General features: G+C 41.2%; 11 protein-coding genes. 6 read left to right on the top strand and 5 right to left on the bottom strand.

The window, feature by feature from the left end; genetic code table 11:
- Window positions 1–9: 9 nt before the first annotated feature.
- Together pyk and pfkA are read right to left on the bottom strand one after the other, a co-directional pair.
- Window positions 10–1,503, bottom strand: a complete 1,494-nt coding sequence (gene pyk / locus VK664_RS29345) for a pyruvate kinase (RefSeq protein ID WP_461402307.1) — start codon at window positions 1,501–1,503, stop codon at window positions 10–12.
- 81 nt (window positions 1,504–1,584) lie between these two features.
- Window positions 1,585–2,568 carry a 6-phosphofructokinase gene (pfkA, locus tag VK664_RS29350; RefSeq protein WP_461402308.1) on the bottom strand — a complete coding sequence of 328 codons (984 nt, stop codon included), beginning with the start codon at window positions 2,566–2,568 and terminating at the stop codon, window positions 1,585–1,587.
- Between the two features lie 268 nt (window positions 2,569–2,836).
- Between pfkA and VK664_RS29355 the strand changes: the two genes are divergently transcribed.
- Window positions 2,837–3,739 (top strand): SDR family oxidoreductase, encoded by a 903-nt coding sequence (locus tag VK664_RS29355; protein WP_461402309.1) that lies wholly within the window; start codon window positions 2,837–2,839, stop codon window positions 3,737–3,739.
- Here the strand turns inward: VK664_RS29355 and ctlX are convergent.
- Window positions 3,676–4,632, bottom strand: coding sequence for a citrulline utilization hydrolase CtlX (gene ctlX / locus VK664_RS29360; protein ID WP_461402310.1), 957 nt, complete (start codon window positions 4,630–4,632; stop codon window positions 3,676–3,678). The two genes, VK664_RS29355 and ctlX, sit on opposite strands and share 64 nt — an antisense overlap.
- A gap of 201 nt (window positions 4,633–4,833) precedes the next feature.
- Complete coding sequence (locus VK664_RS29365; protein WP_461402311.1) at window positions 4,834–6,285, bottom strand: arginine deiminase family protein; 1,452 nt, start codon at window positions 6,283–6,285, stop codon at window positions 4,834–4,836.
- Window positions 6,286–6,557: 272 nt separating this feature from the next.
- Between VK664_RS29365 and VK664_RS29370 the strand changes: the two genes are divergently transcribed.
- From VK664_RS29370 to VK664_RS29390, 5 genes are all read left to right on the top strand, one after another.
- On the top strand, window positions 6,558–7,712 hold the full coding sequence (locus VK664_RS29370; RefSeq protein WP_461402312.1) for an acyl-CoA dehydrogenase: 1,155 nt from the start codon (window positions 6,558–6,560) through the stop codon (window positions 7,710–7,712).
- 143 nt (window positions 7,713–7,855) lie between these two features.
- Window positions 7,856–8,638, top strand: coding sequence for an ABC transporter ATP-binding protein (locus VK664_RS29375; RefSeq protein ID WP_461402313.1), 783 nt, complete (start codon window positions 7,856–7,858; stop codon window positions 8,636–8,638).
- On the top strand, window positions 8,631–10,295 hold the full coding sequence (locus tag VK664_RS29380; RefSeq protein WP_461402314.1) for a hypothetical protein: 1,665 nt from the start codon (window positions 8,631–8,633) through the stop codon (window positions 10,293–10,295). Before VK664_RS29375 ends, VK664_RS29380 begins: the two co-directional genes overlap by 8 nt.
- A 1-nt stretch (window position 10,296) precedes the next feature.
- On the top strand, window positions 10,297–10,983 hold the full coding sequence (locus tag VK664_RS29385) for a YggS family pyridoxal phosphate-dependent enzyme (RefSeq protein WP_461402315.1): 687 nt from the start codon (window positions 10,297–10,299) through the stop codon (window positions 10,981–10,983).
- Window positions 10,984–11,835: 852 nt separating this feature from the next.
- On the top strand, window positions 11,836–13,515 hold the full coding sequence (locus VK664_RS29390) for a glutamine--tRNA ligase/YqeY domain fusion protein (RefSeq protein WP_461402316.1): 1,680 nt from the start codon (window positions 11,836–11,838) through the stop codon (window positions 13,513–13,515).
- 140 nt (window positions 13,516–13,655) lie between these two features.
- Here VK664_RS29390 and VK664_RS29395 read toward each other — a convergent pair whose 3' ends face one another.
- Entirely contained in the window at window positions 13,656–14,987 is a 1,332-nt protein-coding gene (locus VK664_RS29395; protein ID WP_461402317.1) for an amidohydrolase, read from the bottom strand.
- Between the last annotated feature and the right edge of the window lie 525 nt (window positions 14,988–15,512).

A 15,512-nucleotide genomic window follows, 5' to 3' on the forward strand; every position in this document is an offset into this window, starting at 1 on the left:
TCCGGCTAATTATTCAACCTTAGTGATCTTCATTACGTTGGTTGGTAAATGCAGATCAACCGGTGTGGAACCGGTATTCACTACTATACTACCAGCCTGCACGAAACCTCTCTCTTTCAAAATCTCAATCTGATCATGGATGATCTCATCAAGACTTTCTTCTTCGTCATAAAAGAATGCACGAACGCCCCAGCTAAGACTTAACTGGTTTACCAGGCTTCTTTCTTTTGTGAAAATATACAATGGTGCTTTGGGCCTGTAACTGCTTAACATGAAAGCAGTGTAACCGGACTGGGTCATACCGACCAACGCATCCGCACGTGTATCACTGGAAAGCTTGCAGGCATTATAACAGATTGCATCGCTCAGAAACGAAGGTGAATGGGGCTGAGGTTTCAGATCCTCTTCACGGTTATAGCGATACTCGGTTCTTTCAACTTCCAGTATAATTTTACGCATGGTTTCAACCACGAGCGCAGGGTGTTTACCAGTAGCGGTTTCAGCGCTAAGCATTACCGCATCTGCGCCTTCAAGTACCGCATTCGCAACGTCGGTTATTTCACTACGGTTTGGTTTTACACGGTCAATCATAGATTCCATCATCTGTGTAGCCACGATAACAGGCTTGGCACGGTGAAGTGATTTGCGTATGATATCTCTCTGTGCTGCGGGCACTTTTTCTACAGGAAGCTCAACCCCGAGATCTCCACGTGCAACCATTACCGCATCAGATTCAACAATAATATTGCGCAGATCAACAAGTGCAGATGGCATCTCGATTTTAGCAATCACTTTTGTTTTGCTTTTAGCCTCGGTCAGCCTTCTCTTAAGGTCAACGATATCTTCTGCTTTACGCACGAATGAAAGAGCAACCCAGTCAAGTTTTTTCTCAATAATAAAGGCGAGATCGATAATATCCTTTTCTGTCATTGCAGGCAGGGATATTTTTGTATCGGGCAGGTTAACTCCTTTTTTTGGTAACAACAATCCCCCATAGGTAACCCTGACTTTTACCTCTTGCTCCGGAGTGATTTCTATAACAACTACTTCCAGTTTTCCATCATCAATCATGATCTTATTGCCGACTTCAACATCTTCATGAAGATTCGGGTAAGACACATATATTTTCTCTTTGGTACCTACAACTTTTTCTTTTGAAGTAAAGGTGAGGATATCACCCGGTTCAATAAGTAAAGCATCGTTGCCAATTTCACCAACTCTTAATTTTGGTCCCTGTAAGTCTCCAAGTATAGAAATGCTGTATGGTTCGGTTTTATTTATCTGGCGGATATAATCAATGATTTTTGCTTTATCCTCATGCGTACCGTGCGAAAAATTTAAACGAAAGATATTGACACCCGCTTTAACCAGTTCCAACAGCTTCTCATAAGTATCACATGCCGGTCCTACGGTAGCTACGATTTTTGTACGATGAGATGTGTGCTGAATCCCAGCTTCTTTATCCATTTCACCGTACAGGTATTTTGAAAGATCTCTTGCCATGGTTTAGTAATAGTTTATTAGAATTTCGTTTTAATTGTAGCTTATTGATATAATAAAATGTCCAAACTTTTTTTAATGGTTTTAACTTGCAAGGATCTTAACGATTTTAATCCATTCCTCACTGATTCGTTGTTTCGATTTTACTGCTCTTTCGAGAGAAGTAAAATGCATGCGGTTATTCAGAATTCCAACCATTACGTTATGCCGGTTTTCCATGAGGCATTCGACAGCTGAATATCCCATCCGGCTCGCAATCAGGCGGTCGATACAGGTGGGTGAACCGCCGCGCTGGATATGGCCGAGGATACAAACGCGCACATCAGCTGTGGGCATTCTTTCTTTAACCACTTTCGCTACTTCATTACCACCACCAAATTCGTCACCCTCTGCCACAACAACCATATTTACGAGCTTTTTTCTTCTTTCTTTTTCCTGTAAAGAAAGAACCAATGCTTCGATATCCGTTTTTCGCTCGGGAATCAGTATATGTTCAGCGCCGGTCGCTATGCCACTATGAAGTGCAATATAACCCGCATCCCGGCCCATTACTTCTATAATAAACAAACGGTCGTGTGCATCTGCCGTGTCACGGATTTTGTCAATTGCCTCAACCGCAGTATTTACTGCAGTATCAAATCCAATCGTAAAATCTGTACCGGCGATATCCTTATCAATGGTACCTGGTAAGCCGATACATGGTATGTCAAATTCACGGCTAAAGATATCTGCACCTTTGAAGGAGCCATCTCCGCCGATTATTACCAATCCGTCGATGCCTAGTTTTTTGAGATTGTCGTAAGCTTTTTGCCTGCCTTCGGGTTGAAAAAATTCTTTGCACCTGGCCGTTTTCAATACGGTTCCCCCGCGCTGAATAATATTTGCTACGCTACGGGAATGCATCGGAACAATGTCATTGTCAATCATTCCACTATAACCACGCATGATACCAAAAACCTCCATTCCGTAATATATCCCCGTTCGCACAACGGCCCTGATTGCCGCATTCATCCCCGGAGCATCTCCTCCCGATGTCAACACTCCAATTTTAGTAACCTTTTTTGCCATGAATTGAACTCAGTTAGTTTATTATTTAAATATTCTTCAATATGAGGGAAGAATCCTTAGTATTTGTTCATTTTCAATTGAAATGAGGCTCAAAAATAAGGTTTTGTTTTGATACACAAGCGTTGAGAGGAAGCTTGAAAAATTTAGTAACGTTGCATAATAAACTGATTTAAAGTAGGAAATAAAGTATTTATTTACCGATAATTCTAAGAAACATCTAACAGAGGTTTTTATACCCCGATTAATATTGAAAATTTAATATCAGAAGATGAAAGTATTGGTTACCGGGGCAAACGGACTCCTGGGGCAACATTTAACCGCGAAGTTAATTGAAGATAAATACAATGTCGTTGCCATTGGTCGCGGGCCGGCAAGATTGCCATTCCCTGAAACAGAATACAGATATTATGATGTTGATATCGCTGCTGAGCTTGCCGTTCACAGGGTTTTCAGTGCCGAATCGCCGGAAGTTGTAATTCATGCAGCAGCGATGACCCAGGTGGATGATTGTGAACTGAACCAGGAACTCTGTGAAAGGATAAACGTGCAGGGGACATCTCATGTGATCATAAATGCCGAGCAATTTGCGAGAAAACTGATTTATGTTTCCACCGACTTTGTGTTTGATGGTGAAAAAGGAGATTATGCCGAGGAAGATGATATGGGACCGGTAAACTGGTATGGATTTACAAAAATGCAGGCCGAAAGCATAGTCGAAACCTGCGATATGCCCTGGGCCATTGTCCGGACCTGCCTGGTTTACGGCACAGTGCTCACTGGCACCAGGACAAATATTATCAACTGGGTCAAGGAAAACCTTAAAGCAGGAAAGCCTATAAAAGTGGTTTCTGACCAGGTCCGTACACCCACTTATATAAAAGACCTGGTTAATGGCATCATGCTCATTTTAAAGCAGAATGGGGAAGGCACGTTTCATATCGCGGGAAAAGATGTATTAACCCCATATGATATGGCAGTAAAAACCGCGGCGTTTTATAGGCTTGATGCATCACTAATGACAAAAGTGGATGCTTCCAGTTTCAGCCAGCCGGGCCGGAGACCACTCAAAACAGGTTTTAATATTTCAAAGGCAAAAAATCAGCTTGGTTACGATCCTATTTCCTTTGATGAAGCGCTGGTGCTTATGAATGAGGACCTGGGTGGTAAATGAATCTCGGCAATCATACATCTTGCGCTGCCACCGCCATTTGTTTCAATGGTGTTTAATGGCGAATGAATCATCCGGCACCAGGTATTAAGTTTCTGAATTTGCGCTTCAGTCAGTGAACCGAAAGCCATGGTCGACATAACCAGCAATTTTTCGTCCCTTCTATTGTTCAGCTCTAACATATTGCCTGCAAATTTCTTCATTTGCTGCATCGTTATATCGATCACTTCCTTGCCTGTTTGCTGAATAACCTGCAGCACATGTTCTTTTTCGCGGGGATCCTTGATGGAGGCAAGTGCAATTACCACGAATTGTTCGCCTACACACATCATCACGTTTGTATGATAAATTGCCTGGCCAGATAAATCGGTTGCACTGAATATGACCGGCCTGTATTTCATCAATGCGCAAAACTTTTCCAGTACTTTAATATCTGTCCTGGGTGACAGGCATGCATATGCGATATTATTATCGCGGTCTAGAACCATGCTTCCGGTTCCTTCCAGGAAACAATTCTGATTTTCATAGCCGGATAGGTCAATCTTATCTGTGATCAGAAATTTTTCAGCAAGCTTTTCAAGAACCGCCGGCTTTCTTTCAAGCCTCCTGTTTGCAGCATACATTGGATACAGGCAAACTGTTCCATCCTGGTGAAATGAGATCCAGTTGTTCGGGAAAATGGAATCAGGAGTAAAAGGGTGGGCGCTATCATTCACCACCGTTACATCCACATCTTCCTCTTTAAGAAGATCCACGAAATTTTCAAATTCAAGAATCGCAAGTTGTTGTGCATCTTCATCGTTGCCCGCAACCTGGAAAGCGTTGTTCACAGCGGTCTCGGCGTTAAATGAAAAATTCACCGGCCTGATCATCAATATGTTCGAAGTTGTTTGCACGCGCGTTTTGAGTTATGAGTTATGAGTTATGAGTGATGAGTGAGTGACGAGTTATGAAATTAAGTTTAGAGTGGAATCATTGGTTTTGATATGAATAGTTTAAAAAATAGTTTAAACAAGTGGGTCGGTTTTGTTAAGAACTCATAACTTACTTATCTCATCACTCACTCCTCACTCATCACTCATAACTCATAATTCTGTTCAAATTTCATCACGAAGCAGTGGCATACTCATACAATGAAACCCTCCCCTTGCTCTTGATAATTCAGCGGAAGGCATAAGGATTAATGTGTCGTCCAACTTATCAATATCAATCGAGCCATTCTCCAGTCCTTCGATTAAATTCTGTGCGTCTATAATATTGAAGCCATTTTCGCGAAAGGCCTCCACCGTTTTATCATTCCGGTCATAACCGAGTACCACGCCTTCGCGTAATGCGAGCAGATTACATGAATCAGTCCATTGTTCACGTGCATCAAAAGGAAACTCATTGTTACCCGAGTAAATAAATTTTACTTTCTCAGTACAGCCAAGATCATTTTCACTGATATCTTTCAGAAGGTCTTCCAGGTTATCAAAATATTTTGGATTTTCGATGTCTTTTTTACGGAACTGGATGATGCGCATCTTATCATCCTTCTTATTACCGAGGAGTATCCGCTTTACCGAATCGGCGTTTTCATGCTTGATTGCCTTTTTTGAAAAATTCCCAAGCATCACCCAAACGTTTTTCTTTACCTGTGTAAAAACCGTATCAATATGCATATAATCTCTTTTCTTTGGAATACGCACGATACTTATCTTCTTAACAATATTCTTTTCAAATAACACCTTGATTGCCTGGTGAGCAGCCTCCATAGTGGTTCTTTCGCTGATGCCAATCAGAATATGATCTTTTGTTATCACCATTACATCGCCGCCTTCAAGGGTAACCTTTTTATCATCGTTATCACTGCCCGGCAAAAGGAAATAATTGAAGCTGTCTGGCAACTCGATGATATTTGACCGGTATTCCTGGAAAAAGGGATGATTGAAGAATATATACTTCATCAGCAATGCTTCCCTTATACGCGCTTGTTTCGCAGGTTTATTCAATAACACATATTTGTTGATAACAATCCCTATATCCCGGGTGAAAATAAAATTTGGAATTGGTGCGAATAACATTTTGACGTCGCTGATGGAACCGCAGATAAAGATCTTTGACAGTTCGTTAGGTTCTAAAGAAGAAAGTTCTTGTTCAATTTCATAAGAACAACTTTCAATAGCGCAGACCGATGCAACCAGTTTTAATCTTATCTCACGATCTTCCAGGATTTCTGCAAGCAACCACTGCAGTTCAATCACTTTTTCTGACTTGAAAAATGCCGGGTTACCGGGTTTGTAAAAATCCCTGTGGTTTGCATGGGAATCAATATCCTTTAATTTTCCTTTGATTTTATCCGGGTCAAGAAAGTATAGTAAAATTTTCGTGTAAAAGTCATATTCCTCTCTTCGGATTGTGTCCAGGTGAACGATGTCTTCGAATAGCCAATCCTGCGCTTTTGACGGAACAACTTTCCCGAGGCCGCTGTCGGGACTATGAACCAGTAATCTTCTTAAACGGCCGATTTCCGATGAAACCTGTATCATTGAACCTTGGTGACTGCTCATAAAATTGAATTTTTTGCAACTCCCTCCAGGAAAGGATCGTGAGGATCAACTTTCTCTTAATATCAAATGGACCGTGGAGAATTGCTTAATATTGAAACCGATGGAAGTTTTTATTATGATCTCTGTTCCGGGCGACAAATATAAGATTTTAATCTTTGATGAGGTGACAGGCAGGGGCCGGATTTTGCTTTAGCCTGCAATCCATTAAGAAAAGCATGGATTTGTATTGAATTCGATTAAATTTGAGACTTCCTGTTTAAAAAAAATCTGATATGCATTTTGAATTATCTGAAGAACATAAAATGATCCGTAAAGCGGCCCGTGATTTTGCCCAGGTTGACTGCCTCCCGGGTGTAATTGAACGGGACGAATTGCAGAAATTTCCAAAGGATCAGGTTATGAAACTCGGCGAACTTGGTTTTATGGGAATGATGGTCGATCCGGAATTTGGTGGTTCAGGTATGGATACGATCAGTTATGTATTGGCCATGGAAGAGGTAAGCAAGATAGATGCTAGTGTAAGCGTTGCCATGAGTGTAAATAATTCACTTGTTTGCTGGGGACTTGACAAATATGGTACCGAAAATCAGAAACAACAATATCTTACTCCACTTGCCCAGGGTCGTAAAGATGGTGAACTATATATCGGTGCATTCTTACTAAGTGAACCCGAAGCGGGTAGTGATGCCACCTCACAGCGAACTATAGCCGAAGATAAGGGAGACCATTATATACTGAACGGAGTGAAGAACTGGATTACCAATGGTAACTCTGCTTCTGTTTACCTGGTAATGGCCCAAACCGACGTATCTAAAGGCAGCAAAGGAATAAACGCATTTATTGTTGAAAAAAATCTGCCCGGCGTTACCGTCGGTGCTAAGGAAAATAAATTAGGAATCAGGGGCAGTGATACGCATAGTATTCTTTTTAACGATGTAAAAGTGCCAAAGGAAAACAGGATAGGGGAAGATGGTTTCGGTTTTTCTTTCGCTATGAAAACCCTTGCGGGTGGCAGGATTGGAATTGCCGCACAGGCGCTTGGGATTGCCTCCGGCGCCTATGAGCTTGCAGTGAAATATTCCAGGGAGAGAAAGGCATTTGGGAAAGAAATCATGCATCACCAGGCAATCCAGTTTAAACTGGCTGATATGGCGACCAGGATTGAGGCAGCGCGTTTGTTATGTTTACGTTCTGCCTGGGAAAAAGATAATGGTCTTGACTATGCATTGAGCAGTTCCATGGCGAAAGTGTTTTCGTCGGAGACCGCGATGTGGGTAACAACCGAAGCAGTACAGGTGCATGGCGGCTACGGATATGTAAAAGAATACCATGTGGAAAGACTGATGCGGGACGCAAAAATAACACAGATATACGAAGGCACTTCAGAGGTGCAGCGTATTGTAATCGGCCGTTCAATACTTAAATAAGTCAGGAACATAAGTTATGAGTTATGAGTGATGAGTGAGTTATGAGTGAGTTTAAGTGAATGGTTAGCGGTTAGCAGTTATTAGTTAGTGAGTCGTTAGCGTGATGAGTTAAAGTCAAATGGTCAAATGGTCAAATGGTTTAAATGAGCATTATACAACTACAACAGGTAAGAAAACAATACAGTGGTACATATGTACTGCAGGGAATTGATCTGTCTTTCGATAAAGGCCAGATTGTGGGTTATATCGGACCAAACGGGGCGGGAAAAAGCACGACCATTAAAATTCTCACCGGGATCATTTCCGATTTTGAAGGGAATGCCATGGTGCTTGGGCTCGATGTCAGGAAAGATCCGATGATCATCAAACAGCAGATTGGATATATACCAGAAAACGCTGCCCTGTATGATGTACTGACCCCGGTGGAATACCTTGATTTCGTTGGTAAGCTTTACCAGATGGATGCTGTCAATACGCGCAAAAAAGCACTTGATCTTTTACGCCTGTTTGACCTGGCTGATAAACATGATATGCGGATGAATAGTTTTAGCAAAGGGATGCGACAAAAAGTATTACTCATTTCAGGGCTGATCCATAATCCTGAAATTATATTTCTTGATGAACCGCTCAGCGGGCTTGATGCCAATGCAGTGATACTTGTAAAGGAGATTTTATCTCAGTTAAAACATTCCGGCAAAACCATTTTTTATTCTTCACATATCATGGATGTTGTTGAAAAGATCAGTGACCGCATCATCATTATCAACAAAGGTGCTGTGATTGCTGATGGAACATTTGATGAGCTTAAAAAAGCCGGGGCGGAAGGTTCCCTTGAAAATATCTTCACTGCACTCACTGGTGATCAGCAACATTTGTCGACTGCCGGTGAATTTGTGGATATCATGAAAAACTTTTCGAATGGGTAAATGGTTGTTGAAACTGGTTCAACTGTTCAACCCGGTCTTCAGACGTCAGGGAATCGACGTTGATCGCCTGTACACGATAGTGGAACTGAAGCTGCTCATGGATACCCGCCGGGTTTACATGAGCTGGAAGCAAAATCAGCAAAAAGATAATAAAAACCATCTCACAACTATACTTATTCTTTACGGGTTGTTTGGTGTATTCATGGGTGTTGCCGTTTACTCATTTCCGAATCTTGTCACAGCAATGATCCTGTTTCATTCCTATGTGATCTTTATGATGGCAATGACTTTGATAACGGATTTCTCATCTGTGTTACTGGATACAACCGATAACCAGATCCTCCTGCCAAGGCCTGTGAATAGTAAAACACTATTTATGGCCAGGCTGATCCATGTACTCTTATATCTTCTTCAATTCAGTGTCGCTATCTGCCTGGTACCGGTTATTGCTATTTTCGTGAAATACGGTGCACTAGTTGGCCTGGGCATGATCATAACTTCCCAGCTAACTGTACTGCTTGCGGTTTTTATTACATATTTATTATACCTGCTGGTCCTGCGTTTCAGCAGTGAACAAAAAATCAAGGAGATTGTCACATATTTCCAGATTGGAATGACATTGTTTTTTACGGTTGGCTACCAGCTGATACCCAGGATGATTGATCTTGAAGGTTTATCGGCAAGCTTCACCCTGAAATGGTATTCTTTCCTGATTCCGCCGGTCTGGATGGCAATGGCGCTTGAAAGTTTATATGATTACAATTTTGACCTTGCTCATCTGACCATGTTATTCCTGGCGGTGTTTGTGCCATTGTTTTTGTATTGGGTGTTGAATAAATTCCTGGCTCCGTTATTTTCGAAACAACTGGCCAATTTAAATAATGACAGCCGGGTCAATAAAAAGCAGCCGGTCGGGATTAAATCCAGGAAAGGCTTTTCCGGACGGCTTGCCTCCTTATGTTGTGTGACGCCGGTTGAAAAAGGGGCATTCGAACTTACCTGGAAAATGACAAGCCGCGACAAGGCATTCAGATTGCAGTTTTATCCGGCCCTGGGATATATTCCGATCTTCCTGTTCATTATCATTTTCAACGGCGGCAGGAACATGGCTGAGCAGTTCGCGTTGTTGCCTGATTCAAATAAATTTCTGTGGATGATTTATATCCCGTTGTTTGCAGTAGCCAGCAGTCTCACCATAGTTACCTTCAATGAAAACTTCCAGGCTTCATGGATCTATCACAGCATGCCTGTAAAAAGACCGGGTGAATTATTATCAGGTAATCTGAAAGCCCTTATTGCAAAATATTTTCTGCCTGTATACCTTGCTTTTTTTGGAATCTCATTATTTGTATGGGGACCGGCAATTATTGATGACTTTGTATTAGGATTATTTAATAGCCTGATAAGCCTTTTGGTTTTGACGCAGTTTACAGAACATTTTCTTCCATTCTCCCGACAACCGAATGTGAAACAACAATCCGGAAAATTTTTGAAAATCATTTTGCAAATGCTGATTATCGGAGTGCTGGTAGTTATCCATTATTTCCTTCTTGACAGAGTTTATATTATGTATGGGGTTGCGCTGTTGTCTTTGTTGGGATTATGGTTAATGGTAAAGAATTTGCAAGCAATAAGCTGGAACAAAATCTCAGTTTAATATGGCAATAAATATTGAAGTTTATAAAGAACTGATGAAAGTTTGCACGGCCGGGGATATCACCCTGGTTGCGGTATCGAAAAATAAGCCTGTAAATGATATCCAGGATCTTTATGACATTGGTCACCGTGACTTCGGTGAGAACTACGTGCAGGAACTTATACAAAAACAATTGTTACTTCCTCAGGATATCCGGTGGCATTTTATTGGCCACCTCCAGCGAAATAAGGTTAAATATATTGCGCCATTTGTTCATATGATCCATGGTGTTGAAAGCTACCAGTTGCTGGAGGAAATCGACCGGCAGGCAGCTAAACAGGAGCGCAATATCAGCTGCCTTTTGCAGATGCATATAGCTCAGGAAGAAAGCAAATTCGGTCTCAGTTATGAGGAATTACAGGCTATTGTTGCTGACATTCCTAAACTCGAATTGATAAACCAGATAAGAAACATCAAAATATCCGGGCTGATGGGGATGGCGAGTTTTACTGAGGACAAGACGCAGATAAGAAAGGAATTCGAATACCTGAAAGCAGCTTTTGACGATTGCAGGGCAAACCTGGTCAAATCTTCCGATTTCAATACCCTTAGTATGGGTATGAGTGCAGATTATGAAATTGCTATAGAAGAGGGCAGTACGATGATTCGTGTTGGCAGTTTGTTATTTGGTCAACGGGAACCGTTGTAAGTGGTGAGTGGTTAGTTTAGTTATGAGTTATGAGTGATGAGTTATGAGTGATGAGTGATGAGTTGAGCGATGAGTTATGAGTGAGTTGAGTTTCATCCGAAAAAACCATCCATTCATCGATAACTTGAATACATTGGGCGAAATGATTCTTTCCAAACTGTAACGGATTATATCTTTGATGCAGATCCGTTACCCTGATTTTTCTTTATTAAGTTTTTAGTGGTTTAGAGCCGTACGCTGAGTGCGGTTCTTTTTTTTTGTATTCACCTCAGTTGAATTTATTGATTGTGCATTGGTTGATTGTGCATTGGTTGATTGTGGATTCGTTGAATCCGGTGATCGTGGACTCATTGATTGTGGGTTCGTTGAATCCGGTGATTGTGGATTATAAATGCTGGATTTAACATCACAAATCAAAAAGCCGGAGCCTAAGACTCCGAACCTAAATGCTTCCACTTATAAATATTTCCCGCGGATTTTTTTCATCGCCAATTAGATCACAATCATCGAAAAGCTTTTGACATCCACTCGCCCGGATATAATTTCACACTATTAACGCCCTGATTATTCATAGGAATTGTTTATTGGTTCAGAGAGCTGTAGGAGTACAGCTCTCTCTTTTTTTTTTAGACTCCATCTTTTTTTGCGACTCCATCTTTTTTTTACGACTCCATGAAACCCGGGATCCCAGGTGATCCTCAATTATCCCTTGCGGAATATTTTAACTTAATCAATTATCCTTTGCGGAATATTTTGTCTGAATATAAGATCGGCAAGACCCGAAACGGTCCTTCTGTCCATCCTCAGTTTCAATATAAAACGTAAATTTGCAGATATAACGGATTGAATATTATGGCAGAGAGTATCAAAGAAGAAGAAAAATCGCTCAATTTCATTGAAGAAATCATCGAAGCCGACCTGGCGTCGAAAAAATATGATTCTATAGTTACCAGGTTTCCACCTGAACCCAATGGTTATCTTCATATCGGTCATTCAAAGTCAATTTGCCTGAATTTTGGATTAGCAAAAGAATTTGGCGGTAAAACCAATCTCCGGTTTGATGACACTAATCCTGTCACCGAAGACACCGAATATGTTGAAAGTATTAAGGACGATATACGCTGGCTCGGGTTCGAATGGGGAGAAGAACTGTATGCATCTGACTATTTTGATCAACTTTATGAATTCGCAGTAAAACTCATAAAAAAAGACCTTGCTTATGTTGATGATTCCAGCGCAGAAGAAATAGCAAAGCTAAAAGGCACTCCTACTGAGCCTGGTAAGGATAGCCCCTTCCGCGGCAGGACGATTGACGAAAATTTGTATCTTTTTGCGGAAATGCGGGCTGGAAAATATCCCGATGGCGCCAAAGTACTCCGTGCAAAAATCGATATGACATCGCCAAATATGCATATGCGGGATCCGTTGCTATACCGGATCAAACATGCACATCATCACCGTACGGGCGACAAATGGTCTATATATCCAATGTATGATTTTGCGCATGGGCAGAGTGATTCTATTGAAAAAGTGACGCATTCAATTTGTACCCTGGAATTTATTCCGCACAGGCCTTTATACGACTGGCTGATCGAAAAACTCGAAATTTTTCCTTCCCGTCAGTATGAATTTGCAAGACTGAATATGACGTATACCGTCATGAGTAAACGAAAACTTTTACAACTTGTAAACGAGGGACATGTAACTGGTTGGGACGATCCGCGTATGCCGACAATAACCGGGTTGAGACGTCGCGGTTTCACACCTGAAAGTATAAGATTGTTTGCTGAAAAAATCGGTGTTGCAAAACGCGACAACATGATTGATTTTTCTTTGCTGGAATTTTGTATCCGTGAACACCTGAATAGGATAGCACTCAGGAGAATGGTGGTATTTGATCCGCTCAAAGTGGTGATCACCAATTATCCTGCCGGTCAGACAGAGATGTTATCCAGTGAAGATAATCCTGAAGATCCGAATGCAGGAAACAGGGAAATGCCGTTTAGCAATGAGTTGTATATTGAAAGGGAAGATTTTCTGGAAGATGCTCCGAAAAAATTCTTCAGGCTTGCACCGGGTAAGATGGTCAGACTAAAAAGTGCTTATATCATCAAATGCGATGAGGTCATTAAAGACGAATCAGGAAACATTACGGCTTTGCATTGCAGTTATATTCCTGAAAGCAAGAGTGGCTCAGACAGCTCAGGTCTGAAAGTGCAGGGCACCTTGCATTGGGTTAGTATCAAAGAGGCAATTAACCTTGAAGTAAGAATGTATGACCGTTTATTCAATGCAGAAGATCCTTCTTCAGAGCAAGGGGACTTCAAGGACTACATCAATCCTGACTCATTACAGATTATATCAAATGCTTATGCCGAACCGGCACTTATAAAAGGAAAATTTGATGAACGCTACCAGTTTATACGGAAGGGATATTTCACGCTTGATAAAGAAAGTTCAGAGGATAAACTTGTTTTTAACAGGACAGTTACCTTAAAAGATACCTGGGCGAAAGAAGCAAAAAAAGGGTAGGGTACCGGTTTTCCGGAGCTCATTGCAGAATATCATATAATCATAACAAAAAAGCTTTCTGCTGAAAATGCAGAAAGCTTTTTTATTTATCAGCTTAAAAATGATTGTTTATCCCAATTGAAATGTTTGGACGGCCATGATTAAAACGCTTTTTTAGTTGGTGATGGTTTTGTATTGGCCTTCAACTTTGCATAGTCAAACACCAGGTGGCAGAAAGCCTTTACTCCAACATCGAGCTGGCTGTCGTCTATCACAAAATCAGGTGTATGATGTGGAGCTGCCTTGTCGGGGTCCATGCCTTTTGGCATCCCACCAAGATTAAAGAAAAAAGATGGAGCCTTCTCACCAAAAAATGAAAAATCTTCGGCCCCGGTGGTCCAGGTACCAGAAACCAGGTTTTCCTTACCTGCAGCTGCTTCCAATGAAGGCAGCATCATCTCTACCAGTTCGGGTGTATTATAGGTGACAAGAGTTTTTGTATCGATGCTGACTTCAGCAACTGCACCGGAAGATTCTGCGACTTTCATAACCGTTGTTTTGATTCGTTCATGTACATCTTTTTGCATCTTAGAGTCGAGGGTCCTGATTGTTCCTTCCAGAATTGCTTCTTCCGGAATGATGTTATTTCTCAAACCACTATGGAATTTGCCAACCGTAATCACTACCGGTGCCTTCGTAAGATCAGACTGCCGGCTTACTATAGTCTGCAGGGCATTGATGATCTGGGTGCCTGCGACAATTGGATCAACTCCTGTCCAGGGGGTTGATCCATGAGTTTGCTTTCCTTTTATTTTTACCGTGAACCAATCAGATGAGGCCATAAAAGAGCCGCTTTTATATCGCAGTTTACCCACTTCGAGCGATGAGTTTATATGAATACCAAAGATTGCATCTACTTTAGGATTCTCCATTACACCTTCCCTGATCATTTCTGGTGCGCCGCCTTTTTCATCGCCTGGTGATCCTTCTTCTGCTGGTTGAAAAATAAATTTTACGGTACCCGGAATATCTTTTTTCATAGATGTTAACACTTCAGCAGTGGCCATCAACATGGCTACATGGGTATCGTGGCCACAGGCATGCATAACTGGCACCTGTTGTCCGAGGTATTCAGCAGTAACAGTTGACTTATACGGAAGGTCAGCTCTCTCCAGTACAGGCAGTGCGTCCATATCAGCCCGGAGAGCCACAACCGGCCCAGGTTTTCCGCCAACAAGGATAGCTACCACACCTGTTTTTGCAATACCGGTTTTTACTTCCAGTCCAAGCTTCTTCAGATGGGCCGTAATATATGCTGCTGTTTTTTCTTCCCTGTTTGAAAGTTCAGGATGTTCATGAAGATAACGCCGCCATTCAATGAGTTTCGGAAGTATCGCTTTAGCCTTCTGGTCAGCCATTGCCGTCAGTGATGTTTGTCCCTGAATAGTTCCGGAAAACAGGATGAAAGCAGCGAGTAGTTTTGGTAAATACATGAAGAGAGTTATGAGTTATGAATTATGAGTGATGAGTGAGTGGTGAGTTGTTTAAGTTAAGAGTTTATATTAATTATTGGTTTGATGTTTAAGTTTTGGTATGAATGTTTAAGTTTTGGTAATGCTTGGTTGTAATAATAAGATGTTATGGATGACAATGTTCCTTCGGAACATTATTTCACTGGCAAGAAGTTTAAGATATGAAATCATCTTGCAAATGCCTCAGTCAATCTTGATAAACTTAAGATTTTTCCTTTTTATCATGAAATTTAGCTACCTCTAGAAGTTATCTGATTAATCTCCTTCTTCACAGACTTTATCCATCGCTCATAGTCGCTAATATCTAATATCTAATAACTCATCACTCATCACTCATCACTCATCACTCAATGTCGTTTAGTTAAGCAAAGATCTTTGAAAAGTGTTTATATATGGGTTCTAGTTAGTAATTTTATTGCTCATTGAAAAAAGCGATAGGATTATAGGGTAACATCTCTTAACAATATAAATCAACTGATTGATGAA

Source organism: Flavitalea sp. (assembly GCF_035489435.1).
Classification (GTDB): Bacteria; Bacteroidota; Bacteroidia; order Chitinophagales; family Chitinophagaceae; genus DATHKG01.